The following is a 22,568-nucleotide window of genomic DNA, read 5'->3' as shown; positions in this document are numbered from 1 at the left end:
GTTCGGGCACGGGCCGGTGAGGATGGGATGATTCATCTCATTGTCAACGCTCGCGGAGATGAAATGACCCAGAACCTGGATCCGGCGTCCACCGAGGTGACTGTCCCGTTACAGGCGGTCGTCGGCAACCGGGAGCTCGCGCTCGACGTCGTCCGCGAGACGCTCCGGCCGGGCGCGCTCGACGCCCCGGTCCGCTGGGCCCACGTCAGCGAGCTGCGGGACCCCGCGCCGTACCTGATCGGGCAGGAGCTGATCCTCACCGCCGGGGTGAACCTGCCCGAGGACGTCGACCGGTACGCGCGCGGCCTGCGCGAGGCCGGGGTGACGGCGCTCGGCTTCGGGCTCACCCCGACGGTGTCGGAGACGCTGCCCGAGCCGCTGCGCCGGGCCTGCGCGCGGCACGGGCTGCCGCTGCTGGTGGTGCCGCCGCGGACGCCGTTCCTGGCGATCAACCGGGCGGTCTCGGTCGCGCTGACCGAGGCAGGCCAGCGGGAGCAACGGCGGATCACCGCGGCCCGGGAGGCGCTGACGCGCGCCGCGGGCGGCGGGCTCGGCGAGCTGACGGAAGCGCTTGCGGCGCGGCTGCGGTCGTGGGTCGCGCTGGTCGGCGCCGGGGACGTGCTGGCTTCGGCGCACGACGCGCCCACGCCCTTGCCGCCCGAGGTGCGGGAGCTGGTCGCGACCGTGCGGGCGGGCAGCGGGATCCGCAGCGCGACGACCGAGCTGCCCGGCGGCGAGGTCGTGGTGGTGCAGCCGGTGTACCCGCAGGCGACGGCGTCGCACCTGGTGGTCACCGGCCGAGCCGCCCGGTTCGACGGCGCCGACCGCGCGATCCTCGCCGTCGGCGCGGCCCTGCTCGGCCTGGTCGGGCGGGCCGGTTCGGACGCCGCCGAGCTCGGCGCGGCGGCCACCGGGCTGCTGCTCGGCCAGGCGTCGGCCGAGGGGGTGGCGCGGGTGGTGCTCGGCACCGACGTCTGCCGGCTCGTCGCCGGGACGCCGTACCGCCGCGGCCCCGGCGAGGTGGCGCTGCGGCCGGACTGGCTGCGCGCGCGGCTGGACACGCCGCTGGTGGAGGTCCGGCCCGGGCCGCGGTTCGTGGCGATCACGGGCCCCGATCCGGGAGACCTGGAGGCCCTGCGCGAGCACGGCTGGCTCGCCGCGGCCGGCTCACCGGTCCCGGCCGAGCGGCTGGCCGGCGCCGTCGCGGAGGTGGACCTGCTGCTGGAACGCGCCGCGGTGCTCGGCCGCCCGGTGGTGGCCGGCCGCGGCCCGCTCGACTTCGACGCCCTGGTGGCGCCGGGTGCGTCCCGGGAGTTCGCGGCCCAGGCCCTGGCGCCGCTGCTCGCCCTGGACCGGGCGGGCGAGCGCGAACTGGTGCCGACGCTGCGCACGTGGCTGGCCCACCACGGCGGCTGGGAGGCGACCGCGACGGCGCTGGGCGTGCACCGCAACAGCGTCCGGCACCGGATCGCGCAGGTGGAGCGGGCGCTGGACGTGGATCTGGCGGACCCGGAAACCCGGATGCGGCTGTGGTTCGCCCTCCGGTGGGCCACATCCGACGTGCCTTAGCCGGTCGACGCCGCCGTAACACGTGCCGGTCCGGCGGCGACTCGGCCTGCGTGATGACCGTTCAGCACGTCCGGAAGGGAATGGAATGAGCCTCGAACTCTGGATCGAGCCCAGGACCCACATCAAGGCCACCGGTCAGGTGACCGGCGGGAAAATGACCGGCGCCACCATCGACGACAGCAACGGCACGACGATCGACCGTGACCGGACCTTCAACTCCAAGGCGGACTTCCTGAGCTGGGCGCGGCAACGCACGACACGCTGACCGCCGGCGTCGACCGCGACGATCGGCGCCGAACCCTGCCGGGCGACTTCCTCCCAGCCGAGCCGATCGCTCGCCGGGGCCACATCCGACGCACATAGTCCTTAAAGGGCACTCTCAGGAAAATATGGGATTGTGGTGCGGTGCGAGTTTTGGTAGTCGAGGACGAAGAACCCCTGGCCGACGCGATCGCCCGTGGCCTGCGCCGCGAGGGCATGGCGGTGGACGTCGCGCTCACGGGTGACGACGGGCACGAGAAGGCCGCCGTCACGCGGTACGACGTCGTGTTGCTGGACCGGGACCTGCCCGGGATGTCCGGGGACGAGCTGTGCCGCGAGATCGTCGCGTCTGGCGAGCTGACCCGCGTCCTGATGCTGACCGCGAGCAGCTCGGTGTCCGACCGCGTGGACGGGCTGTCACTCGGCGCCGACGACTACCTGGCCAAGCCGTTCGCCTTCCCCGAGCTGGTCGCCCGGGTGCGGGCGCTGGGCCGCCGGGCCACCCCGGCCGCGCCGCCGCTGCTGACCGCGGGCGACGTCGAGCTGGACCCGGCGAAGCGCACCGTGCGCCGCGCCAGCGGGCCGGTCGAGCTGACCCGCAAGGAGTTCGGCGTCCTCGAGGTGCTGCTGTCGGCCGCCGGTTCGGTGGTCAGCAGCGAGGAGCTGCTCGAGCGGGTGTGGGACGAGAACGCCGACCCGTTCACCACGACCGTCCGGGTCACCGTCATGACACTGCGCAAGAAGCTCGGCGAGCCCGGGATCATCGAGACCGTCGTCGGGTCCGGGTACCGGGTGCCGGAGCCCGGCACGCCGCGCGCGTGAACCTGCCGGGCACCCGCAGCCTCCGCGCCCGGATCACCCTGCTGGCGACCGTGCTGGTCGCCGCGGTCAGCCTGCTGCTGCTCTGGCTGGCCTGGACGCTGGTGCGGGACTCGCTCGACGCCGTCCCGCAGATGCCGCCGGGCAGCACCGTGGTCGTCGACGGCGTCCAGGTCGACGCGTCAACGCTCGCGGAGCACCTGCGCGTGCACGCCCGCAACCGGATGCTGCTGTTCGGCTCGCTGGCGTTCCTGCTGGTGGTGGCGGCCGCGGCGATCCTCGCCTGGACGTTCACCTCGCGGGTGCTGCTGCCGCTGCGCGAGATCACCGGCACGGCGCGGCGGCTGTCGGTCGAGTCGCTGGGGGCGCGGATCGGCGAGGTCCGCTCGCGTGACGAGCTGGCCGAGCTGGCCGGCACGTTCGACGACATGCTCGACCGGCTGCAGGCCGCGTTCGACGCGCAACGCCACTTCGTCGCGAACGCCAGCCACGAGCTGCGGACGCCGTTGTCGGTGATCCGCACGGAACTGGACGTCACGCTCGCGGACGAGGACGCCGACGTGGCCGAGCTGCGCCGGATGGGCGGCGTGGTCCGCGACGCCACCGAACGCGCCGGCCAGCTCGTGAACTCGTTGCTGCTGCTGGCCCGCACGGACGGCGCGGGCCTCGGCGTGCGCGAGCCGGTGGACCTCGCGGTGGTCGTCGACCGCGCCTGGCGCTCGGCTCGCGTCGAGGCCGAGCAGCGCGGCATCCGGGCGTCGTTCACGGTGGCGCCGGCCCCGACGTTCGGTGATCCCGCGCTGCTGGAACGGATCGCGGGCAACCTGCTGGAGAACGCGGTCCGCCACAACGTCGAGAACGGCTGGCTGGAGGTGCTCACCCAGCCGGGCCCGCAGTGGTCGGTGCTGCGGGTGCGTTCCTCGGGCGGGCTCGTCGACCCGGCGGCGGTGCCGGAGCTGTTCGAGCCGTTCCGCCGCGCGGGCGTGGCCCGCACGGCCCGCTTCGGCGCGGGCCTGGGGCTGTCGATCGTCCGCGCGGCGGTCGCGGCCCACGGCGGAAGCGTGGCGGCGGAGCCGATCGTGGGCGGCGGCCTCGCGGTGACGGTGCACCTGCCCGTCGGTTAGCAGCCGCTCGAGGAGAGCACGACCTCCCAGCCGGTTCCGCCGTTCCAGTCGGCGGCGCCGACCGCGCAGTTGCCGCCCGGCGAGTAGAGCATGTTGCCCCAGTGGGTGCCCGCCGAAGACGCGGCGAAGAAACTGTTGCTCACCCGCCGGTCGTGGTCTTCCAGGTGCAGTTCCAGTTTTCCGTCGTTTCGGGTGCTGCCGCCGGCGTACGAGCTGACGTGCACCCAGTTGGTCCGGCACACGGTGGAGTAGCGCAGCAGGAACGTGCCCTTGGGCGAGGTCTGCGTGTCGGCGGTGACGGCGCTGTCGTCGCAGCCCGTCGCCGCCGGATCCCGGTTGTCACAACCCGTTCCGCTGCACGTCACGGCGACGGACACCGGAGCGGCCGAGGCCGCCGCCGGTGCCACGACGGCGGGCAGGAGCGTGATGGACGAAAGCAGTGCGATGGTGGCCTTGCGCATGGAAATGAACCCCCTCTGATTCGCGATCGCGGAGCACGGCGGTTTCCCGTGCTCCGTTTTTTTTGCGTCCCCGGGATATTCTGCGCACAATCGGGCCGATTTCCGAAAGAGGCGATTCGGGTACTACCTGATCGAGTGAGCGCCGCTCAGTGCACGTCCACGAAGATCGGGTTCGGGTACGGCCACCGGTCGTCGAACGGGTTCGACCGGCCGACGAGACTCGACCACCCGGGTGCCCGACGCTGAGCCGGGCCGGTGAACGGACGGTGTCCCGGCGGCCAACGACGGCCGCGGTGTGCTGTGATCTCCGCTGTGGTGGAGAAACCGAGGTCGCTGGTCCGGATCGTGGTCCCGGTCGTCGTCGCGGCGCTGGCCGCCGGGGTCGGGCTCGCGTTCTTCGTCGCGGCGCTGCTGCGGCCGCCCGACCTGCCGGTGGACACGAACCCGGTGCCGCGGGCCGGCCACAACCTGTGCGCGTCCGTCGCGGTGTACTTCCGGAGCGACGAGGAGATGCGGGCGGCGGCGGAGACCTTCCACGACGACCCGAAGGCGCGGCGGGTGTTCGTCGAGACCAAGGCGGAGGCGTACGTCCGGTTCAAGGAGGTCTTCAAGGACCAGGCCGAGTTGCTGCAGTCGACGCAGCCGGACGCGCTGCCCGCGTCGGTCTCGCTGCTCGCGGTGCCCGGCACGGACCTGGACGCCTGGGCGCGGGAGCTGCACGCCCGCTTCACGAACGCCAACCAGGTGCAGGTCAACGACGTGAACGCGACGGCGGCGCAGCTGAAACTCACTGCGCCGCCGCCGAAGTGCCCTCGTGAGGGCGAGTACTAGGAAGCCGGGACCGACGCGACACCCGGAGCGAGGAACGGCTTGCCGTTCACGCGCTCGGACACCCCGGAGCGGTCCAGGTACGGCGTGATGCCGCCGTTCCAGAACGGCCAGCCGGCGCCGAGGATCAGGCACAGGTCGATGTCCTGCGCCTCGGCGACCACACCCTCGTCGAGCATGATCCGGATCTCCTCGGCGATGGCCGCGAGCGCGCGCTCACGCACCTGCTCCGAGGTGGACGGCTGGTCGCCCTGGGTCCACAGCTCGACGACCTCGGGATCGGGCGACTGGTTGCCCTTGTCGTCCCAGACCCAGACGCCCTTCTTGCCCGCCTTGACGAACTTGGCGAGGTTGTCGGACACGGTGAAGCGGTCCGGGAACGCCTCGTGCAGCGTCTCGCCGACGTGCAGCGCGATGGCCGGGCCGACGAGCTGCATCAGCGTCAGCGGCGACATCGGCAGGCCGAGCGGCTCGAGCGCGCCGTCGGCGACCTCGAACGGCGTGCCCTCGTCGACCGCCACCAGCACCTCGCCGAGGAAGCGCAGCAGGAGCCGGTTGACGACGAACGCGCTGGCGTCCTTCACCAGCACGCTGGACTTCTTGAGCTGCTTGCCGACCGAGAACGCCGTCGCGAGCGACGCGTCGTCGGTCTGCTCGCCGCGGACGATCTCCAGCAGCGGCAGCACGGCCACCGGGTTGAAGAAGTGGAAGCCGACCACCCGCTCGGGGTGCTGCAGCTTCGACGCCATCGCCGTGATCGACAGCGACGAGGTGTTGGTCGCCAGGATCGCCTCGGGAGAGACGTGCTGCTCCAGCTCGGCGAACACCTGCTGCTTGACGCCCAGCTCCTCGAACACCGCCTCGATGACGAAGTCGGCGTCGGAGAACGCGGCCTTGTCGAGCGAGCCGGAGACGAGCGCCTTGAGCCGGTTGGCGCCGTCCGGGGAGACGCGCTTCTTGGCCAGCAGCTTGTCGATCTCGTCGTGGACGTACCCGACGCCCTTGTCGACGCGCGCCTGGTCGACGTCGGTCAGCACGACCGGCACCTTGAGGCGGCGCACGAACAGCAGCGCGAGCTGGCTGGCCATCAGGCCGGCGCCGACGATGCCGACCTTGTTCACCTTGCGGGCCAGGTTCTTGTCCGGCGCGCCGGCCGGGCGCTTGGCGCGCTTGTTGACCAGGTTGAACGAGTACAGCCCGGCGCGCAGGACGTCGGACATGAGCAGCTCGGCCAGGCCGTCGGTCTCGGCCGCGTAGCCGCGGTCCAAGTCGTTCTCGCGGGCCAGCTCCAGCAGCTCGACGGCCTTGGTCGCGCCCGGGGAGGCGCCGTGCGTCCGGCCGTCCACAAGGGACTTCGCGCGGGCGATGGCGTTGTCCCATTCGGCGCCGCGATCGATCTCGCGGCGGGCCGGGGTGATCTCGCCGTTGACGACCTTCGCCAGCCACAGCAGCGACTGCTCGAGGTAGTCCGCCGAGCCGAAGACGGCGTCGACGATGCCCAGCTCGGCCGTCTTCTTGACGGTGAGCATCTTGTTCTGCGCCAGGGCGTTCTCGATGATCACCGTGACGGCGGCGTCCGGCCCGATGAGGTTCGGCAGCAGCTGCGTGCCGCCCCAGCCCGGGAACAGCCCGAGGAAGACCTCGGGGAACGCGATCGCGGCGGTGTTCTCCGAGAGCGTCCGGTAGTGGCAGGACAGCGCCAGTTCGAGGCCGCCGCCCATGACCGCGCCGTTGATGAACCCGAACGTCGGGATCTTCGTCTCGGTGAGGCGGCGGAACACGTCGTGCCCGGTCTGGGCGATTTCGCGCGCCAGCTTCGGGTCGCTCACGGACTCGACGCCGGAGAGGTCCGCGCCGACGGCGAAGATGAACGGCTTGCCGGTGACGGCGATCGCGGCCGGCTCGGCTTCGAACGCCTTGTCCAGCGCGGCGTTCAGCGACACCAGACCCTGCGGGCCGAAGGTGTTCGGCCGGGTGTGGTCGTGGCCGTTGTCGAGCGTGATCAGCGCGACGGGCTTCTCGAGCCCGGGCACCTTCACCAGCCGTGTCACGGCGTTGGTGACGACCTCGTCGGGGAAGGCGGCCTTCGCTTCTTCAGCGGTGAAAGTCATTACTTCGCCCCCTCGAAGGCCGGGTTCTCCCAGATCACGGTGCCGCCCATGCCGATGCCGATGCACATGGTGGTGATGCCGTACCGCACGTCGGGCCGCTCGGCGAACTGGCGCGCGAGCTGCGTCATCAGGCGGACGCCGGAGGAGGCCAGCGGGTGGCCGCAGGCGATCGCGCCGCCCCACTGGTTCACGCGCGGGTCGTCGTCGGCGATGCCGAAGTGGTCGAGGAAGGCCAGCACCTGCACGGCGAAGGCCTCGTTGATCTCGAACAGGCCGATGTCGTCGATGCTCAGACCCGTGCGCTTGAACAGCTTCTCGGTGGCCGGCACCGGCCCGATGCCCATGACCTCCGGCTCGACACCGGCGAAGGAGTAGCCGACCAGCCGCATCGCGACCGGCAGGCCCAGCTCGCGGGCGGTGTCCTCGTCGGCCAGGATCGAGGCGGTCGCGCCGTCGTTGAGGCCGGCCGCGTTGCCCGCGGTGATCCGGCCGTGCGGGCGGAACGGCGTCTTCAGCCCGGCGAGGGTCTCCAGCGTGGTGCCGGGCCGCGGCGGCTCGTCCTCGGTGGCCAGGCCCCAGCCCAGTTCCTTCGAACGGGTGGCGACGGGGACCAGCTCGGGGCCGATCTTGCCGGTCTTGACGGCTTCGGCGTACTTCTCCTGGCTGCGCGCGGCGAACGTGTCGGTGCGCAGCTTGGTGATGTCCGGGAACCGGTCGTGCAGGTTCTCGGCCGTCTGGCCCATGACGAGCGCGGTCGGGTCGACCAGCTTGTCGGCGATGATCCGCGGGTTCGGGTCGACGCCCTCGCCCATCGGGTGGCGGCCCATGTGCTCGACGCCACCGGCGATCGCGATGTCGTAGGCGCCGAAGCCGATGCCGGACGCGGTGGTCGTGACGGCGGTCATGGCGCCGGCGCACATGCGGTCGATGGCGAAGCCCGGCACGGACTTGGGCAGCCCGGCGAGCAGCGCGGCGGTGCGGCCGATGGTCAGGCCCTGGTCGCCGATCTGCGTGGTGGCGGCGATGGCCACCTCGTCGACGCGCTCGGGCGGCAGCTCCGGGTGCCGCCGCAGCAGCTCCCGGATGGCGTTGACGACCAGGTCGTCGGCGCGGGTCCCGGCGTAGATGCCCTTGTCGCCGGCCTTGCCGAAGGGGGTGCGTACCCCCTCGACGAAGGCGACGTTGCGTACCCCTCGCGCGTTCGGCGCAAGCGGCGTTGCTGGTGCGGCCACGAATACTCCATCAAGTCGACAGGGTTGTCGTCCGCACGATAGCCCTTGTTACCCACGGGTAACCAGTGGTGTGGCCCGGTCGAGTGGGCTAAGGCACACTCACGGGGTCTTTCGCGGCGTGAGCGTCTGCCCCTTCAGCAGCCAGGCGACGCCGAACGCCCAGACCGCGACGCTCTCGAGCCACAGCGCCGGGTGCAGCGACGGCACCAGGCCGAGCGCGCTGGTGAGCGCGATGAGCACCAGGCACACCAGGATCACGACACCGCACGTGCGGTAGACGATTCCGGTGCCCGGCGGCTGCTCGCCGTCGTGGGGGAACAGGCGGAGGCAGAAGTAGGCCAGGCTCAGGAAGAACACCGCCGCGAACGCGAGGTGCAGGACGCCGGAGGTCTGGTCCCAGGTCGTCGCGGCGGTGCCCGGCGTCGTCGGGAACAGCGCGAGCCCGATCGCGCCCAGCCCGGCCACCGTGCTCGCGATGTTGTCGACGTAGTCGTGGCCGTAGTAGGCGAGCAGGAACACCCCGACCGCGCACATCGCGCCGACGAAGACGTTCCGCAGGTCGGTGTAGTAGTAGCCGCTGAGCGAGCCGATCAGGTCACCACCTTGGGCGACCTGCTTGCCGATGATCAGGACGATCGGCAGCGCCAGCCCGATCAGGCCGATGGCGCGGCGCAGGTACAGGTAGGAGTGGACGAGCGGAGCTCTGGTCGCTGTGGTCATGGCCGCCTCCGGGAGGTTCCTCACCAAGGTCATCGGCGGATTGGTGCCCCGGTTCGAGACCCGTCACCCGGATCCTCAGCCGATCGTTATCCAGCTCGGCGGCCGCACCGGGACGGGGTCAAGCCCGGAGGTAGCCGAGCCAGCCGCCGAAGGACGAGATGTCCTTCGCCCCCTCCGTCGCCGCCGGTTCGCAGAGGAAGCCCGGCACCTCGCGGCCGTCCGCCAGTTCGACCTTGCCGATCGCCAGCGGCGACGGAATCCGCGAGACGAACTCGCCGAAGCCCCGCACGGGAAGCGACCACACCTCCGCGGCCACCGGCACGCCGTCCGCGGGAACCCGCACCAGGCCCGGCTTGGGCGGCGAGGTGTCCAGCGCGTACAAGCGGTAAGAAGCCGCGGTGGAAACCTCGGCGACGAACCGGCCGCCGCGAGAAGTCAGCTCGTGGTTCAGCGGCTGACCCCGGAGATGGGCGCCGACCACCACGATCGGGACCCGCTCGGGCCGCAGGGTGGCGAGCGCGGCCAGCTTCAGGTCGTCGTGCGGGGCGCCGACCAGCATGACGCCGAACGGGCGGCCGGCCACCGTTCCGGCCGGGACCGCCAAGGCCGACAGTCCGAACAGGTTGGTGGAGTTGGTGAACCGGCCGAGACGCGCGTTGACGGCGACCGGGTCCGCGGCGACCTCGGCGAGTGTGGGGTGCTCGGTGGTGGTCGGGAGCAGGATCGCGTCGACGCCCGCCAGCACCCCGAGGGCTTCAGCGCGCAGGCCGGCCAGGGTTTCCCGGTCGGCGAACAGCCGGTGCGCCGGGATGTCCCGGGCGCCGGTGATGATGCCGTGCACCACGGGGTCGCAGTCGTCCGGGTGCGCGTCCAGGAACTCCCCGACCGCCGTGTAGCGCTCGGCGACGAACGCGCCGCCGTACAGCAACCCCGCCGCTTCCAGGAAAGTCGATATGTCCACTGTGGTCACTTCGGCGCCCGCCGCGGCGTAGTCCTCGACGGTGGCGGCGAACGCCTCCGCCCAGCCGGGTGCGAGCGGGCCCAGCTGGTCCGGGACGCCGATGCGAAACCGTCCCGTGTGGACCTGGGCGGGCTCGGCCAGGCACGTCAGGGCGAACGACGCTTCCTCGACCGTCCGGGCGAAGAGCGAGACGCAGTCGATGCTGCGGCAGGCCGGGACGACCCCCTCGGCCGGCAGCAGGCCCGGGGTCGGCTTGAGGCCGACGATCCCGTTGAACGCCGCCGGCACCCGTCCCGAACCGGCGGTGTCGGTGCCCAACGCCAAGTCGACGATCCCGAGGGCGACCGCCACCGCCGAGCCGGAACTCGAACCGCCCGAGACGTAGGCCGGGTCGACGGCGTTGCGGACCGCGCCGTACGGGCTGCGCGTGCCGACCAGGCCGGTCGCGAACTGGTCCAGGTTGGTCGTGCCGAGCACCAGCGCCCCGGCCGCCCGCAGCCGCGCGACGACCGGCGCGTCCGACTCCGGGCGGTACGCGTACGCCGGACAGCCCGCGGTCGTCGGCAACCCGGCGACGTCGATGTTGCCCTTGACCGCGACGAGCTTCCCGTAGAGCGGCCGCCCGCGTTCTTCCAGAGTGGCCGCCTCGGCCAGCACGTCGGCCTCCGGGCGCAGGTCGATCCAGATCTCCGGCCGGTCGACCTGCTCGATCCGCCGGTACGCCGCGCGCACGCGTTCCGCGAGGCTCATCCGAGCACCACCAGCGGCGTGCCGGGCGCGACCTGGTCACCGGGGGACACGAGCACTTCGACCACCTTCCCGCCGGCCGGCGCCGGGATCCGCGCCTCCGTCTTCATCGCTTCCAGCGTCACCAGCGACTGCGCGTCCTCGACCCGCTCGCCCACCGTGACGTCCACCCGCCACACGGTCGCCGCGAACGGCGCCTCGACGACGTGCCCACCCGGGGGCGCCTCGACGCGCGCCGGGGGCCGCGTCACCGGTTCCGGCTTCGGGTCGAACTCACCCGCCGCCGCCCACGCCTGCCGCTCCGCTTCGAACGCCGCCGTCTGCGTCGCCCGGAAGTCCGCGATGCTCGACGCGTTGTCGGCCAGGAACTTCTGGTAGTCCGCCAGCACGAACGAGCCGTCGCTGACGTCCAGCTCCAGCTGCCCGGCCGACGAGCGCGCCCGCAGGTCCAGGAGTTCGTCGGCGGACACGGGGTACCAGGAGATCCGGTCGAAGAACCGCAGGCCCCACGGCTGGTTCCCGCCGTGCCAGCTGTTCCACACCTGCACGGTCCGCCCGACGAACTGGTAGCCGCCCGGCCCCTCCATCCCGTAGATGCAGAGGTACGCGCCGCCGATGCCGACCGAGTTCTCCGCCGTCCACGTCCGCGCCGGGTTGTACTTCGTCGTGACCAGGCGGTGGCGCGGGTCCAGCGGGGTCGCGACCGGCGCGCCCAGGTAGACGTCGCCGAGCCCGAGCACCAGGTACTCCGCGTCGAACACCGTGCGGTAGACGTCGTCCACACCGGCCAGTCCGTTGACCCGACGGATGAACTCGATGTTCCACGGGCACCACGGCGCGTCGTCGCGCACGCCGGTCATGTACCGCTCGATCGCCTCGCGCGTCGCCGGGTCGTCCCACGACAGCGGGAGCCGCACGCTGCGGCTCGGCACCACGAGGTCGTGCGTCGGCGGCAGGTCGCGCTCCAGCTCGCGCACCAGGCCGAGCGCCTTGCCGACCGGCAGCGCGTCCGGGTCGACGTGCACCTGCAGCGACCGGATGCCCGGCGTCAGGTCGACGATCCCCGGCACGCCCTCGGCCGCGAGCCGCTCGGCGAGCGCGTGCACCCGCATCCGCAGCGCCAGGTCGAGTTTCATCTCGCCGTACTCGACGAGCAGGTTGTCGTCGCCGCTGCGCCGGTAGGTCACCGACGGTTCGTCGTCCGAAGAGGACAGTCGCGTCAGGACACCGCCGTCGTGGCGCGCGGCCCGGCTCGGTTCGATCGCCGACGCGGGCCGCGTCCGCAGCGCCGCCGCGTGGTCGGTGTCGACCGGCACGAACCGCACGGTGTCACCCGGCCGCAGCTGGCCCAGCTTCCACCGCTCGCCGGTGGCGACCGTCGCCGGGCAGACGAACCCGCCGAGGCTGGGACCGTCCGGGCCGAGCAGGATCGGCAGGTCGCCGGTGTAGTCGACGGCGCCGATCGCGTACGGCGTGTCGTGGATGTTCGACGGGTGCAGCCCCGCCTCGCCGCCGTCCGCGCGCGCCCACTTCGGCCGCGGCCCGACCAGCCGGACGCCGGTGCGCGCCGAGTTGAAGTGGACCTGCCAATCCGTGGCGTAGAACGTGTCGACGTCCTCGGGGGTGAAGAACTCCGGCGCCGCGTGGGGTCCTTCGAGTGCGCCGATCGTCCAGTGCGTCGCGAACTCCGGGCGGTCGGTCACCGGGCCGACGACCGGGTCCGCGGGCACCGGGCCCGGCTGCAGGACATCGCCCGCGGCCAGGGCGCGGCCGCCGTGCCCGCCGAACCGGCCCAGGGTGAACGTCGCCGCGCTGCCGAGGAACTCCGGCACGTCGACGCCGCCGCGCACCAGCACGTAGCTGCGCAGCCCGGCCGTGCAGGCCCGGACGTCGAGGGTCGTGCCCGCGGGCACTTCGACGGGAGTCCACAGGGGAACCTCGGCGCCGTCGACCAGCACAGTGGTCGGCGCACCGGTGACGCAGACGTCGGTGGCGTGCGAGAAGCGCAGCGTGACGCCGTCCACAGTGCACTCCAGGCCGGGCGCGCCCTCGGGGTTGCCCAGCGCGAGGTTGCCCAGCCGCAGCGAACGGTCGTCCATCGGCCCGCTCGGCGGCACCCCGACGTGCCAGTACCCGGTGCGGCCCGGCCAGTCCTGCACGGTCGTCATGGTCCCGCCGCGCACGACGTCGATCCGCGGCTCGGCGTCCTCGACGTCGTCCAAAGTGGACGTGTCGTGCGTGGCCGCGCCGAACGCCGGATCGGCGGCCGCGGCCCGCAGCTGCCCGAGGTTGGTCCGGACACCGTCGACGCGCGTCGCGGCCAGGGCCGTCCGCAGGTTCGCCAGGGCGTCCGCGCGGTCGGTGCCGGTGCAGATCACCTTGGCCAGCAACGGGTCGTAGTGCGTGGTGACGGTCGTGCCCGGCTCGACCCAGGTGTCCACCCGCGCCTCGGCGGGCAGCGTGACCCGCGTGACGAGCCCCGCGCTCGGCCGGTGGCCGGCGCTCGGGTCCTCGGCGTACACGCGCGCCTCGACGGCGTGCCCGCGCGCGACCGGCACGGCCCGGAACATCGCGCGGTCGCCCTGGGCGAGCCGCAGCATCCAGGCGACCAGGTCGACGCCGTACACCGCCTCCGTGACCGGGTGCTCGACCTGCAGCCGCGTGTTGACCTCGAGGAACGCGGCCTCGCCGCGCTCGGGGTCGTAGACGTACTCGACCGTGCCCGCCGAGCGGTACCGCACCGAAGAGCAGAGCGCGATCGCGGAGTCGACAAGACGACGGCGGACGTCCTCGGGCAGGTCCGGGGCCGGGCACTCCTCGACGACCTTCTGGTTGCGCCGCTGCAGCGAACAGTCGCGGGTGCCCAGGGCGAGGACCTCGCCGAGGCCGTCGCCGAACACCTGGACCTCGACGTGCCGCGCGTGGCGCACCAGCCGTTCCAGGAACACCCCGGAGCTGGCGAAGCTCTTGGCCGCGACGCTGCGGACGCCGTCCCACGCGAGCCGCAGCTCCTCGGGGGTGGCGCACGCGCGCATCCCGATCCCGCCGCCACCGCCGGTGGCCTTGAGCATCACGGGGTACCCGATTTCCGCCGCGCGGGCCACCGCCTCGTCCACGTCGGACAGCAGGCCGGTGCCGGGCAGCAGCGGGACGTCCGCCGCGATCGCCGCCTCGCGCGCGGTGTGCTTGCTGCCGAACACCTCCAGGTGCCCGGGGGACGGGCCGGCGAACGCGAGCCCGGCTTCCTCGCAGGCCCGCGCGAACGCGGTGTCCTCGGAAAGGAACCCGTACCCCGGGTGGACGGCGTCGCAGCTGGTTTCGAGCGCGGCCGCGATGATCGCGTCCGCCCGCAGGTAGCTCTCCGCCGCGGGGGCCGGGCCGAGCCGCACGGCCCGGTCGGCGAGCCGGACGTGCGGGGCCAGGCGGTCGGCGTCGGAGTAGACCGCGACGGTCTCGAGGCCCAGGTCCTTCGCGCTGCGCAGGATGCGGACGGCGATCTCGCCGCGGTTGGCGACGAGCAGCCTCACTCGCCGCCTCCGGAAGCCGTCACGACCAGCCGGACCGGCGTCGGGTCGAAGCCGTTGCAGGGGTTGTTGATCTGCGGGCAGTTCGACACGAGGACCAGGACGTCGGTCTCGGCGCGCAGCCGGACCTCCAGGCCCGGCGCGGAGATCCCGTCGACGATGCCGAGGGTGCCGTCCGCCTCGACCGGCACGTTCATGTACCAGTTGACGTTGCTGACGAGGTCGCGCTTGCCGAGGCCCCACTTCGCGCCCTCGACGAGGAAGTTCTCGACGCAGGCGTGCTGGAACCGGGTGTGCTGGCCGTAGCGCAGGCTGTTGGACTCCTTGCTGCACGCGCCGCCGAGCGTGTCGTGCCGCCCGCAGGTGTCGGCGACGACGGTCAGCAGCGGCGCGCCTTCTTGGGTGCGCAGCACGCTGCCGGTCGTCAGGAAGATGTTGCGTTGCGCGGCGATCGTCGCCGCGGCGCTGTAGCGCTTCGCCGTGTCGTTCGCGTCGTAGCAGAGGAAGTCGACGGCCTGGTTGCCGCCGAGGTCGATGATCGACAGCTCTTGCCCTTGGCGAAGCACCAGGGAGAACGGCGCCCGCGCGGGGACGTCGAAGGTGAGTTCCAGCTGGGACTCGTAGGCGGTGCTCACGCGATCCCCCTCGCGGTCAGGTAGTCGGCGGTGTTCTCGAAGGCGCGCTGCGCCTCCGGCGTGTGCGTCCATTCGGGACTGTCCGGAGTGGACGGCCGGTCCCGCCAGGCGAGCACCTCGAGGCTGGTCGCGGTGTACGCCGGCCGCGGGTCGACCGGGTGCGGCACGTTCGCCAGCAGCACGATCGACGGGATCTCGATCCGCAGGTCCACCGACTTCCCGGCCCCCGCGGACCCGGTGAACTCCAGCTCGCCGGCGGAACCCACGCGCACGCCCTGGAAGAACGACAGGCTCGGCGGCAGGTCGCGCGGGCCGAGCCCGTTCTTTGCCGCGGCCAAGGTGAACAGCGGGAGCCCGGCGGGGGAGGGGCCCTGCGGGGCGCCGTCGCCGTAGCGCTCGGTGTTGCCGTCCACAGTGGACGTTCCGCACAGTGCGTCGTGCCGGCCGCTGGAGTCCTCGACGATCGTGGCGAGCACCCGGGCCTGGTCCGACAACAGCGCCACGGACCCGCCGAGGTAGGCGTTCCACTGCACCTTCACCGTGTCGGCGACGTTCAGCCGCTCCCACGGCTGATCGGCGTTGAACAGCAGCAGGTGCGCGCACGCGTCACCCTCGACGTCGGTGAGCCGCAGCCGGGTGCCGCGGGCCAGCACCTTGTGCGTGTACCCGCCGCCCGCGACCGTCTCGGCCCAGGTCAGCGCCTCGGGCGCGACACCGGGTGGCGGGGAGGACCACGTGCTCGCCGGGATCGACGGCATCGTGTCGACGACGGTGCCCGCTTGGGCCCGGGCGTGGTCACGCGCGCCGTGGGTGGTCGCGGTCGTGCTCATCGGACGTCCTCTCAGGTGGCCGGTTCGAGGGCGGGAGCGGGGCGGAGCCGCAGCCAGCAGAGCGCGCCGATCACCAGCGCGCCGCCGACGAACTCTATCGGGAACAAGAGCATCCAAGCTGCGCCCGAACCGGCGACGTCGTAGATCTCCGCACGTGGCCACGCGATGTTCACGACCATCGTCGTGCCGTAGGCGACGGCCGCCCCGTTCACCAGGACACCCCAGCGGCCGAGGGAGAACCGGCCGGGCTCGGCGGGGAACCGCCCGCGCAGCCGGTTCACCAGCAGCGGGCCGGTGACCAGCAGGTACGCCAGGTAGACGACCACGACCGACGTCCCGGTGATCGTGCTGAACAGCGTCGGGTTGCCGACGTTGAGCAGCAGCAGCCCGATCGCGAGCCCGCCGGACAGCAGCGCGGGCGCGACCGGCGCCCCGGTCCGGGCGCTCACCCCGGCCAGCCGCGCCGAGCCGGGGAGCGCGCCGTCGCGGGCCATCGCGTAGATCAGCCGGACCGTGCCGGTCTGGATGGTCAGGGTGCAGACCACCACGGCGATCGCGACGTCGGCGAGGAAGACCCGGCCGAGGGTGTCGCCGAAGACGGCGGTGATCACGTACGGCAGGCCGCGGCCGGCGAGCTGTCCGTCGGTGAGGCTCGGCGCGGCCATCAGCGCGGTGAGCACCACGGCCAGCCCGCCGACGCCGGACACGAGCACCGCGCGCAGGACCGCCCGCGGAGCCGCCCTTCGCGCGTTCTTGGTCTCCTCGGCGACGGACGCGGCGGTGTCGAAGCCGTAGAGGACGTACGCCGCCATGAGCGCCGACGCGAGCACGCCGCTGATGCCGGGCGCGCTGCCGGCGGCGTCGTGCAGCACGACCTGCGGGCCGCGGACGGCGAACAGGCCGAGCCCGAGCACCAGCACCACGACGCCGAGCAGCTCGGCCGCGACGCCGACGTCGTTGATCCGCGCCATCAGCCGCACGCCGCCGACGTTGACGGCGGTGGTGAACAGGAGCAGCACGGTGCCGAGCAGGACGGCGTTGGCCGCGCCGGTCGGCGACGTCACCGCGGGATCGCCGCCGACGAACTGGAAGCCGTCCCAGACCGACGGCAGCACGACCTGCAGCGCGATCGCGGCGGCCGCGAGGGCGACGACGCAGCCGAGCAGCATCATCCAGCCCGCGAGCCAGCCGAGGAAGCCGCGCGTCAGCTGCTTCGCCCACTGGTACACGGATCCGGCCAGCGGGTAGCGCGCGGCGAGCTCGGCGAAGACCAGCGCGACGAGCAGCTGCCCGGCGAGCACGACCGGCCACGTCCAGAAGAACCGCGGCCCGCCGAAGGTGAAACCGAAGCCGAAGAGCTGGAAGACGGTCGTCAGGATCGAGACGAAGGAGAAGCCCGCGGCGAAGGCGGAGAAGCCGCCGAGGGAGCGCCTCAGCTCTTGGCGGTAGCCGAAGCCGGCCAGCTCATCGGTCATGGACGCTCCCGGTGTCGTGGTTTCGATCGCATGACAGAAATTAAGGCCGCGGCACGACGCGACGATCTCCGCGGTGTTGCCGCTCGGTTAACCGGCCGGCCGGCCGCGCGTCAACGGCGAGACCCGGACGTAACGCCCCCTCGGTGATCACGTCCGCGAGGGTGACCTGGCAGGATCAACTCCGTGGTCAAAGGGGCGGGGGTCGGCAGACCCAGGGCGAGTGGCGCGGCGGGGAACCGCCCGGACGCGCGGCAGGCGGTGCTGGACGCGGCGGGGGAGCTGTTCACCGGAGCGGGTTACGCGGCGACGACGACCCGCGCGATCGCCGAGCGGGCCGGGCTGCGCCAGGCGTCGCTCTACTACCACTTCCCGGCGAAGGAGGACATCCTCGCCGCGCTGCTGGCCGGGACGGTCCGCCCGTCGCTGGTCCTGGCCGCGCGGCTGGTCGCGGGGGAGGCGCCGGTGGCCGTCCGGCTGTGGGCCCTGGCCTACGCGGACATCGGCCTGCTCGGGGGCGCCCGGCACAACCTGGGCGCGCTGTACCTGCTGCCCGAGGTCGGCTCGCCCAACCTGGCCCGCTTCCGCGCCGAGCGCGCGGAGCTTAAGGCGGCCTACGGCGACCTGCTCGCGGCGGCGGGCGTGGTCCCGGTGGCCGTCCGCACGGACCTCGTCTTCGGCTTGGTGGAGAGCATCGCGGTCACTCGCCGGGACAATCCGGAGCTGGACGTCGAGGCCCACACCCGCGAAGGCGCCGACGGCGTCGTCCGCCTGGCCGGCCTGCCGGAGCCGACCGACGAGCTGCGGGCCGAGGCGCACGCCCTTCTCGCGACCTCGAACGACTAGTGGACGTCCAGCGGCTTCGCGGCGAGATCACGTGGCTGACCGCGAAACTGGACCGCAAGCGCAAGCGTGACAGCCTCGACGCGCTGGAGCTGCGGAAGGACGTCGGGGAACGGCTGCTCGAACTCCGGGACCCGGCCACCGAAGCGTGGCTGCGCGACCTGGTCGCGGACGAGGGCCGGGTGTTCGGCCCGCGGAGCCTGATCACGTTGGCGTCCTGGTACGGCATCGCCTCGCGTTGCGAGGAGGCCGGGCGGGTCGACGAGGCGCTGGCGTTGTTCTCCTGGCTGGAGGGGACGTACGCCTACGTCCTGGGTCAGGAGCACGAGGTGGTCGGCGACTGCCGGTTCGCGGTGGCGGCCACGCTGCACCGCGCGGGCCGGTTCGCGGCGGCGATCGACGCCTACCGGGCCGTGCTCGACCGGAACCCGCGGTCCTTGGTGTGGATCGCCGGCGCGCAGGCGGCACAGGGCCGGTTCGACGAAGCGGAGCAGACCTTGCGCGAGGCCGGGCCGGCGCTACACGACGACGTGCAGGCCATCCGCCACGAGATCCAGGCCTTGCTGGGCGCGCCGGGCCCGTGGATCGCGGCGTTGCGTGAGCAGCCCGAAGATCCCGGCGACCCGGTGAAGGTGCGCGCCGAACTGGCGTACGCCCTGTTCCTGAACGGCGAGTTCGCCGAAGCCGCGTCACTGGCGGAATCCGCGCTGCAGGAGCGCCTGGTCTTCCCCGGTCCCGAGGACCGGCTCACGTGGGAGTCCCGGCTGCTGCTGAGCCGGGTGCTGGCCGAGACCGACCGGCTGGCCGACGCCGACCACTACGCGCGGGCCATCCTGGCCGCGGGCCCGTTCCCGCCCGGTCACCCGGCGCTGCTGTGGGCCCAGAGCGTGGTGGCGCGGGTGCACTTCCGCCGTGAGGAGTGGGCCGAGGCCGTCGTCGCGTACGAGTACACGGTCGAAGGCTTCGAGCTGGTGCTGGGATCAGGCCACCCGAAGACGCTGAAGATGGCCGACGCCCTGGCCGCGGCCCGCGAAGCGGTGGGCTGACCGGGCGTCAGGCCGCCGCGGCGTGCAGGGCCTTGCTCAGCGCCGGCGCCGTCAGCTCGACCTGCCACGGACGGGCTCCGCCCGCGCGCAGGACGTCGGCCACGGTGTCCTCGTCCAGCTGGGCCGGGGGACGCCAGCACGTGCGGCGGACGAGGTCCGGCAGCAGCAGGTTCTCCACCGGCAGCCGGCGGTCCTCCGCGATCGCCGACAGGGCCGCGCGGGCCGCGGCCAGGCGGGCCGCGGCGTCCGGGTCCTTGTCCGCCCAGCGGTTCACCGGCGGCGGGCCGTCGGTGGGCTGCGACGGCGAAGGCAGTTCGCTCGCCGGCAGCGCCTTGGCCGCCTGCAGGTGCCGCAGCCAGCTGGCCGTGTACTTGCGCTGGACGCGGCCGCTGAACACCGGCAGCGCCTGCAGCTCTTCGACCGTCTTCGGGTCGGCCGTGACGGCGTTGATGATCGCGCTGTCCGGCAGGATCCGGCTCGGCGCGCGGTCGCGCTTGCGGGCCAGCTCGTCACGCGCCTGCCACAGTTCGCGCACGATGGCGAGACCCCGGGGGCTGCGGATCTTGTGCACCCCGGACGTCCGGCGCCACGGCTCGGCCCGCGGTGCGGGCGGCGGCGCGGTGCGGACGGCTTCGAACTCCTGCTGCGCCCACTCGAGCTTGCCCTGGGCGCCCAGCTCCGCCTCCAGCTTTTCGCGCAGCTGGATGAGCAGCTCGACGTCGAGGGCGGCGTAGTTCAGCCAGTCGACCGGCAGGGGCCGCTTCGACCAGTCGGCCGCGCTGTGCCCCTTCTCGAGGGTGTAGCCGAGCAGCAGCTCGACGAGCGTCCCGAGCGCCACGCGCTCGTAGCCCGCCAGGCGGCCGGCCAGCTCGGTGTCGAACAGCGCCGCGGGGTGCAGGTCCAGCTCGGCGAGGCAGGGAAGGTCCTGGGAGGCGGCGTGCAGCACCCACTCCAGGGAGTTGAGAACGTTCTTCAGCGGCGTGAGGTCGTCGAGCTCGGTCGGGTCGATCAGGACCGTGCCGGAACCCTCGCGCCGCAGCTGGACGAGGTAGGCCTTGGGCCAGTACCGGTAGCCGGACGCGCGTTCGGTGTCGACGGCGACCGCGCCGGTGCCCGCGGCGAGGCGCGCGCAGGCCTCGGCCAGCGCGCGTTGATCGGTGACCACCGGGGGCGTGCCCTCGGCCGGCTCGCGTAGCAGCACGGGGCCGCCAGTGGACTCGATCTCCATCCCGGCGTCCTCGGCTTCTGCGCTTCCCATGTTTGACGACCCTACGGGACGGGCGTACCGCGCCTGGTCCGCCCGCCCCGCAGGGAGGTTGTCTACGTCAGCGGATCACGCCGGCACGCATGGCCAGCGCGACCATCTGAGCCCGGTCACCCGTGCCGAGCTTGCGCCCGATCCGGGAGAGGTGGGACTTGACGGTGAGCGCGGAGAGGGAAAGTTCCTCGCCGATCTCCTTGTTGGACTGTCCGTCGGCGACCAGCTGGAGCACCTCCACCTCACGAGCGGAGAGCTCGCGCGGGGTGTTGTCGGTGCCGGCGACGCGGGTCCCGGTGGCGAGCACCGGAGCCACGCTCGGGTCGGCGTAAACGCCGCCTTCGAGCACACGCCGCACGCCGTCGGTCACCACGACCGGCGACGCGGACTTCAGCAGGTACGCCTGGGCCCCGGCCTGGAAAGCCGAGCGGACCGCGTACGGGTCGTCCGAGGATGCGAGGACCACCACGCGCGGCCACCCGTGGCTACGGAGTTCCGTAACCAGTTCGATGCCGCTGCCGTCCGGCAGTCCGAGATCGAGGATCGCCAGGTCACAAGGCCCTGTGGCCTGTGCTCGCGCCCTCGCTTCGGCCACCGTGGCGGCTTCGTGAACGGTACCCGCACCCATCTGTGCGAGTCTTGCTGCGATTGCCTCCCTCAACAGCGGGTGGTCATCGACCACCAACACGGAAAAAAGCTCTTCCCGCGGGTGCGGAACCATGCTCGCCGGCAATGCACCGGCTGGCGTGGATCGGACGGCCTGAGAAATGCCGACGGTAGCCACGTCACTACCTCCCTGGAGTCGGTCGTGCCCCCCGACCGGCACCGGGACCTTCGGCCGTTCAGCCGCGCCAGCTTTAGACCGAAAGTGGTGTCGTCGAAGGCACTGTAGCCGCCCTGAGGCCGTTCTGGGGGGATCGAATGGGTATCTATCTCAAACGAACAGTCACTCAGTGGGTTCGTCGTAACACGATCGGGCTAGTACACGGCCGGTTGCTAACGGATAGCCCAGCGAACACGATGCTAAGAAGTTACCGGCGCCCAAATGGCCGTGCAGATGGGCCGTGCACCTTCCGGTGCGTCCGCCGACCGGGGGCTCCACGCGGGTCCGACTGCCCCGGAAAGTGGTCCCGGCCGGGGCATGATCAACTTCGTGAAACGGCTTCAGAGACGTTCTCGGGGCCGCCGGTGGTGACTGTCCGTATGTCGCGGGGCGGGTTCGCGGACCCGGACGGCCGCAGCGGCAGTAGTTGATCTTGTTGCGCTCCGTGACGGCGTCTTCTCACTAACGGGGGCACTCGCGCAAGACGTGAAATGGCCTCGGGAACGGCCGCGGTGGTCCGCCGGGGTCCGGTGTTGTCCGGACCATTCGCGGCGCGCAGGAGCCCGCTGAGCCGCCGTCCGGTGGTTCCGGTCGCCCTTGGACGTCGTTCACCGGATGCGAATTTTGCTCACATCCGTACAGGGTGGTGGGGGGCCGGACGGCCGAGGCGAAGCCGCCGTCACCGTCCCGGAGGCGATTGTCGCCCGGACGGCCTCAGGAGTTCTGGCGCTGCCCGAAGAGCGTCACGCCGACCGGCGGCAGGCCGACGACGCTCGCCATCACCTGGCAGAACGCCTGCCCGTGCGGCAGCAGCGCGCCGTCGGTGGGCGTCCAGGACGCCCGGAGCTCGAGGTCGTCGGTGCGGGCCGGGCCGGAGATGTCGCCGAAGCGGGCCGACGACGTCTCGGTGACCGTGCCGCCCAGCGACGTCCAGCTCGCGCCGGACACCTCCAGCGCGTCGGTCAGCCACGACCAGCCGACTTCGGGAAGGAACGGGTCGATCGCCAGTTCGCGGTCCAGCTCCGCGCGCACGTACATGACGAGGCGCAGGACACCGTTCCAGCCTTCCTGGCCGTCCGGGTCGTGCAGCAGGACCAGCCGGCCCGAAGCCAGCACGTCGGCGGGACCGGAGACCTCGGTGCTCACCGCGTAGGCCCACGGAGCGAGCCGCTGCGGCGGCCGCATCGGCTCCAGCAGCACCTCGCGGCGGGGACGGACGGACTGCAGCGCCGCGACGGCTTCGCGGAAGAGTTCGGGCACTGGAGTCGTCGCGGTCACGCATCGACTTTAGGGCGGGCACGCCC

At 72.5% G+C, this 22,568-nt stretch carries 19 protein-coding genes; 7 read left to right on the top strand and 12 right to left on the bottom strand.

Going from position 1 to position 22,568, the window contains the following annotated elements; translation table 11 throughout:
• Positions 1-63: 63 nt before the first annotated feature.
• From ACGFMK_RS31670 to ACGFMK_RS31655, 4 genes are all read left to right on the top strand, one after another.
• The gene (locus ACGFMK_RS31670) at positions 64-1,569 is read left to right on the top strand and encodes a PucR family transcriptional regulator ligand-binding domain-containing protein (protein ID WP_392770940.1); all 1,506 of its coding nucleotides are present in this window, start codon (positions 64-66) and stop codon (positions 1,567-1,569) included.
• Between the two features lie 85 nt (positions 1,570-1,654).
• Entirely contained in the window at positions 1,655-1,834 is a 180-nt protein-coding gene (locus ACGFMK_RS31665; protein WP_392770937.1) for a hypothetical protein, read from the top strand.
• A gap of 140 nt (positions 1,835-1,974) precedes the next feature.
• Entirely contained in the window at positions 1,975-2,652 is a 678-nt protein-coding gene (locus ACGFMK_RS31660; protein WP_285994219.1) for a response regulator transcription factor, read from the top strand.
• Positions 2,649-3,773, top strand: coding sequence for a sensor histidine kinase (locus tag ACGFMK_RS31655; protein ID WP_392770934.1), 1,125 nt, complete (start codon positions 2,649-2,651; stop codon positions 3,771-3,773). The genes ACGFMK_RS31660 and ACGFMK_RS31655 overlap by 4 nt, the downstream gene beginning before the upstream one ends.
• On the opposite strand, the gene ACGFMK_RS31650 is transcribed toward ACGFMK_RS31655, so the two are convergent.
• Positions 3,770-4,234 carry a DUF2690 domain-containing protein gene (locus tag ACGFMK_RS31650; protein WP_392770931.1) on the bottom strand — a complete coding sequence of 155 codons (465 nt, stop codon included), beginning with the start codon at positions 4,232-4,234 and terminating at the stop codon, positions 3,770-3,772. The genes ACGFMK_RS31655 and ACGFMK_RS31650 overlap by 4 nt on opposite strands.
• A 312-nt stretch (positions 4,235-4,546) precedes the next feature.
• Here ACGFMK_RS31650 and ACGFMK_RS31645 point away from each other — a divergent pair, with 312 nt between their 5' ends.
• The gene (locus ACGFMK_RS31645; RefSeq protein WP_392770928.1) at positions 4,547-5,065 is read left to right on the top strand and encodes a permease-like cell division protein FtsX; all 519 of its coding nucleotides are present in this window, start codon (positions 4,547-4,549) and stop codon (positions 5,063-5,065) included.
• Here the strand turns inward: ACGFMK_RS31645 and ACGFMK_RS31640 are convergent.
• From ACGFMK_RS31640 to ACGFMK_RS31605, 8 genes are all read right to left on the bottom strand, one after another.
• Positions 5,062-7,173 carry a 3-hydroxyacyl-CoA dehydrogenase NAD-binding domain-containing protein gene (locus ACGFMK_RS31640; RefSeq protein ID WP_392770925.1) on the bottom strand — a complete coding sequence of 704 codons (2,112 nt, stop codon included), beginning with the start codon at positions 7,171-7,173 and terminating at the stop codon, positions 5,062-5,064. The two genes, ACGFMK_RS31645 and ACGFMK_RS31640, sit on opposite strands and share 4 nt — an antisense overlap.
• Complete coding sequence (locus ACGFMK_RS31635; protein ID WP_392770923.1) at positions 7,173-8,405, bottom strand: thiolase family protein; 1,233 nt, start codon at positions 8,403-8,405, stop codon at positions 7,173-7,175. Before ACGFMK_RS31635 ends, ACGFMK_RS31640 begins: the two co-directional genes overlap by 1 nt.
• 99 nt (positions 8,406-8,504) lie before the next feature.
• Positions 8,505-9,125, bottom strand: coding sequence for a DUF998 domain-containing protein (locus ACGFMK_RS31630; RefSeq protein WP_392770921.1), 621 nt, complete (start codon positions 9,123-9,125; stop codon positions 8,505-8,507).
• Between the two features lie 118 nt (positions 9,126-9,243).
• Positions 9,244-10,836 carry an allophanate hydrolase gene (locus ACGFMK_RS31625; protein WP_392770918.1) on the bottom strand — a complete coding sequence of 531 codons (1,593 nt, stop codon included), beginning with the start codon at positions 10,834-10,836 and terminating at the stop codon, positions 9,244-9,246.
• A complete protein-coding gene (uca, locus tag ACGFMK_RS31620; protein ID WP_392770915.1) occupies positions 10,833-14,360 on the bottom strand; it encodes an urea carboxylase in 3,528 nt (1,175 codons plus the stop codon). Before uca ends, ACGFMK_RS31625 begins: the two co-directional genes overlap by 4 nt.
• Positions 14,357-14,992, bottom strand: a complete 636-nt coding sequence (locus ACGFMK_RS31615) for an urea amidolyase associated protein UAAP2 (protein WP_392770912.1) — start codon at positions 14,990-14,992, stop codon at positions 14,357-14,359. Before ACGFMK_RS31615 ends, uca begins: the two co-directional genes overlap by 4 nt.
• Entirely contained in the window at positions 14,989-15,822 is an 834-nt protein-coding gene (locus ACGFMK_RS31610; protein WP_392770909.1) for an urea amidolyase associated protein UAAP1, read from the bottom strand. Before ACGFMK_RS31610 ends, ACGFMK_RS31615 begins: the two co-directional genes overlap by 4 nt.
• Positions 15,823-15,833: 11 nt before the next feature.
• A complete protein-coding gene (locus ACGFMK_RS31605; RefSeq protein WP_392770906.1) occupies positions 15,834-17,297 on the bottom strand; it encodes an amino acid permease in 1,464 nt (487 codons plus the stop codon).
• A 183-nt stretch (positions 17,298-17,480) separates the two neighbouring features.
• Here ACGFMK_RS31605 and ACGFMK_RS31600 point away from each other — a divergent pair, with 183 nt between their 5' ends.
• Together ACGFMK_RS31600 and ACGFMK_RS31595 are read left to right on the top strand one after the other, a co-directional pair.
• Positions 17,481-18,140 carry a TetR/AcrR family transcriptional regulator gene (locus tag ACGFMK_RS31600; RefSeq protein ID WP_392770903.1) on the top strand — a complete coding sequence of 220 codons (660 nt, stop codon included), beginning with the start codon at positions 17,481-17,483 and terminating at the stop codon, positions 18,138-18,140.
• Positions 18,140-19,183: a tol-pal system YbgF family protein gene (locus tag ACGFMK_RS31595; RefSeq protein WP_392770900.1), complete on the top strand. Its 1,044-nt coding sequence runs from the start codon at positions 18,140-18,142 to the stop codon at positions 19,181-19,183. The genes ACGFMK_RS31600 and ACGFMK_RS31595 overlap by 1 nt, the downstream gene beginning before the upstream one ends.
• 7 nt (positions 19,184-19,190) lie before the next feature.
• Here ACGFMK_RS31595 and ACGFMK_RS31590 read toward each other — a convergent pair whose 3' ends face one another.
• From ACGFMK_RS31590 to ACGFMK_RS31580, 3 genes are all read right to left on the bottom strand, one after another.
• On the bottom strand, positions 19,191-20,411 hold the full coding sequence (locus ACGFMK_RS31590) for an HRDC domain-containing protein (protein WP_392771009.1): 1,221 nt from the start codon (positions 20,409-20,411) through the stop codon (positions 19,191-19,193).
• A gap of 97 nt (positions 20,412-20,508) precedes the next feature.
• The gene (locus tag ACGFMK_RS31585) at positions 20,509-21,225 is read right to left on the bottom strand and encodes a response regulator transcription factor (RefSeq protein WP_033261886.1); all 717 of its coding nucleotides are present in this window, start codon (positions 21,223-21,225) and stop codon (positions 20,509-20,511) included.
• A 753-nt stretch (positions 21,226-21,978) separates the two neighbouring features.
• Positions 21,979-22,542: a DUF3000 domain-containing protein gene (locus tag ACGFMK_RS31580; RefSeq protein ID WP_392770897.1), complete on the bottom strand. Its 564-nt coding sequence runs from the start codon at positions 22,540-22,542 to the stop codon at positions 21,979-21,981.
• Positions 22,543-22,568: the final 26 nt, after the last annotated feature.

This window comes from Amycolatopsis sp. NPDC049252 (assembly GCF_043197175.1).
In the GTDB taxonomy this organism is placed as follows: Bacteria; Actinomycetota; Actinomycetes; order Mycobacteriales; family Pseudonocardiaceae; genus Amycolatopsis.
The sequence above is the reverse complement of the archived record's forward strand: the minus strand, read 5'-3'. Positions and strand labels throughout refer to the sequence as shown.

Excerpts from the sequence above, each read along its gene's own strand:
- ACGFMK_RS31610 (WP_392770909.1), bottom strand. The coding sequence starts at position 15,822 with ATGAGCACGACCGCGACCACCCACGGCGCGCGTGACCACGCCCGGGCC.
- ACGFMK_RS31665 (WP_392770937.1), top strand. The coding sequence starts at position 1,655 with ATGAGCCTCGAACTCTGGATCGAGCCCAGGACCCACATCAAGGCCACC.
- ACGFMK_RS31670 (WP_392770940.1), top strand. The coding sequence starts at position 64 with ATGACCCAGAACCTGGATCCGGCGTCCACCGAGGTGACTGTCCCGTTA.
- ACGFMK_RS31630 (WP_392770921.1), bottom strand. The coding sequence starts at position 9,125 with ATGACCACAGCGACCAGAGCTCCGCTCGTCCACTCCTACCTGTACCTG.
- ACGFMK_RS31650 (WP_392770931.1), bottom strand. The coding sequence starts at position 4,234 with ATGCGCAAGGCCACCATCGCACTGCTTTCGTCCATCACGCTCCTGCCC.
- ACGFMK_RS31640 (WP_392770925.1), bottom strand. The coding sequence starts at position 7,173 with ATGACTTTCACCGCTGAAGAAGCGAAGGCCGCCTTCCCCGACGAGGTC.
- ACGFMK_RS31605 (WP_392770906.1), bottom strand. The coding sequence starts at position 17,297 with ATGACCGATGAGCTGGCCGGCTTCGGCTACCGCCAAGAGCTGAGGCGC.
- ACGFMK_RS31590 (WP_392771009.1), bottom strand. The coding sequence starts at position 20,411 with ATGGAGATCGAGTCCACTGGCGGCCCCGTGCTGCTACGCGAGCCGGCC.
- ACGFMK_RS31625 (WP_392770918.1), bottom strand. The coding sequence starts at position 10,836 with ATGAGCCTCGCGGAACGCGTGCGCGCGGCGTACCGGCGGATCGAGCAG.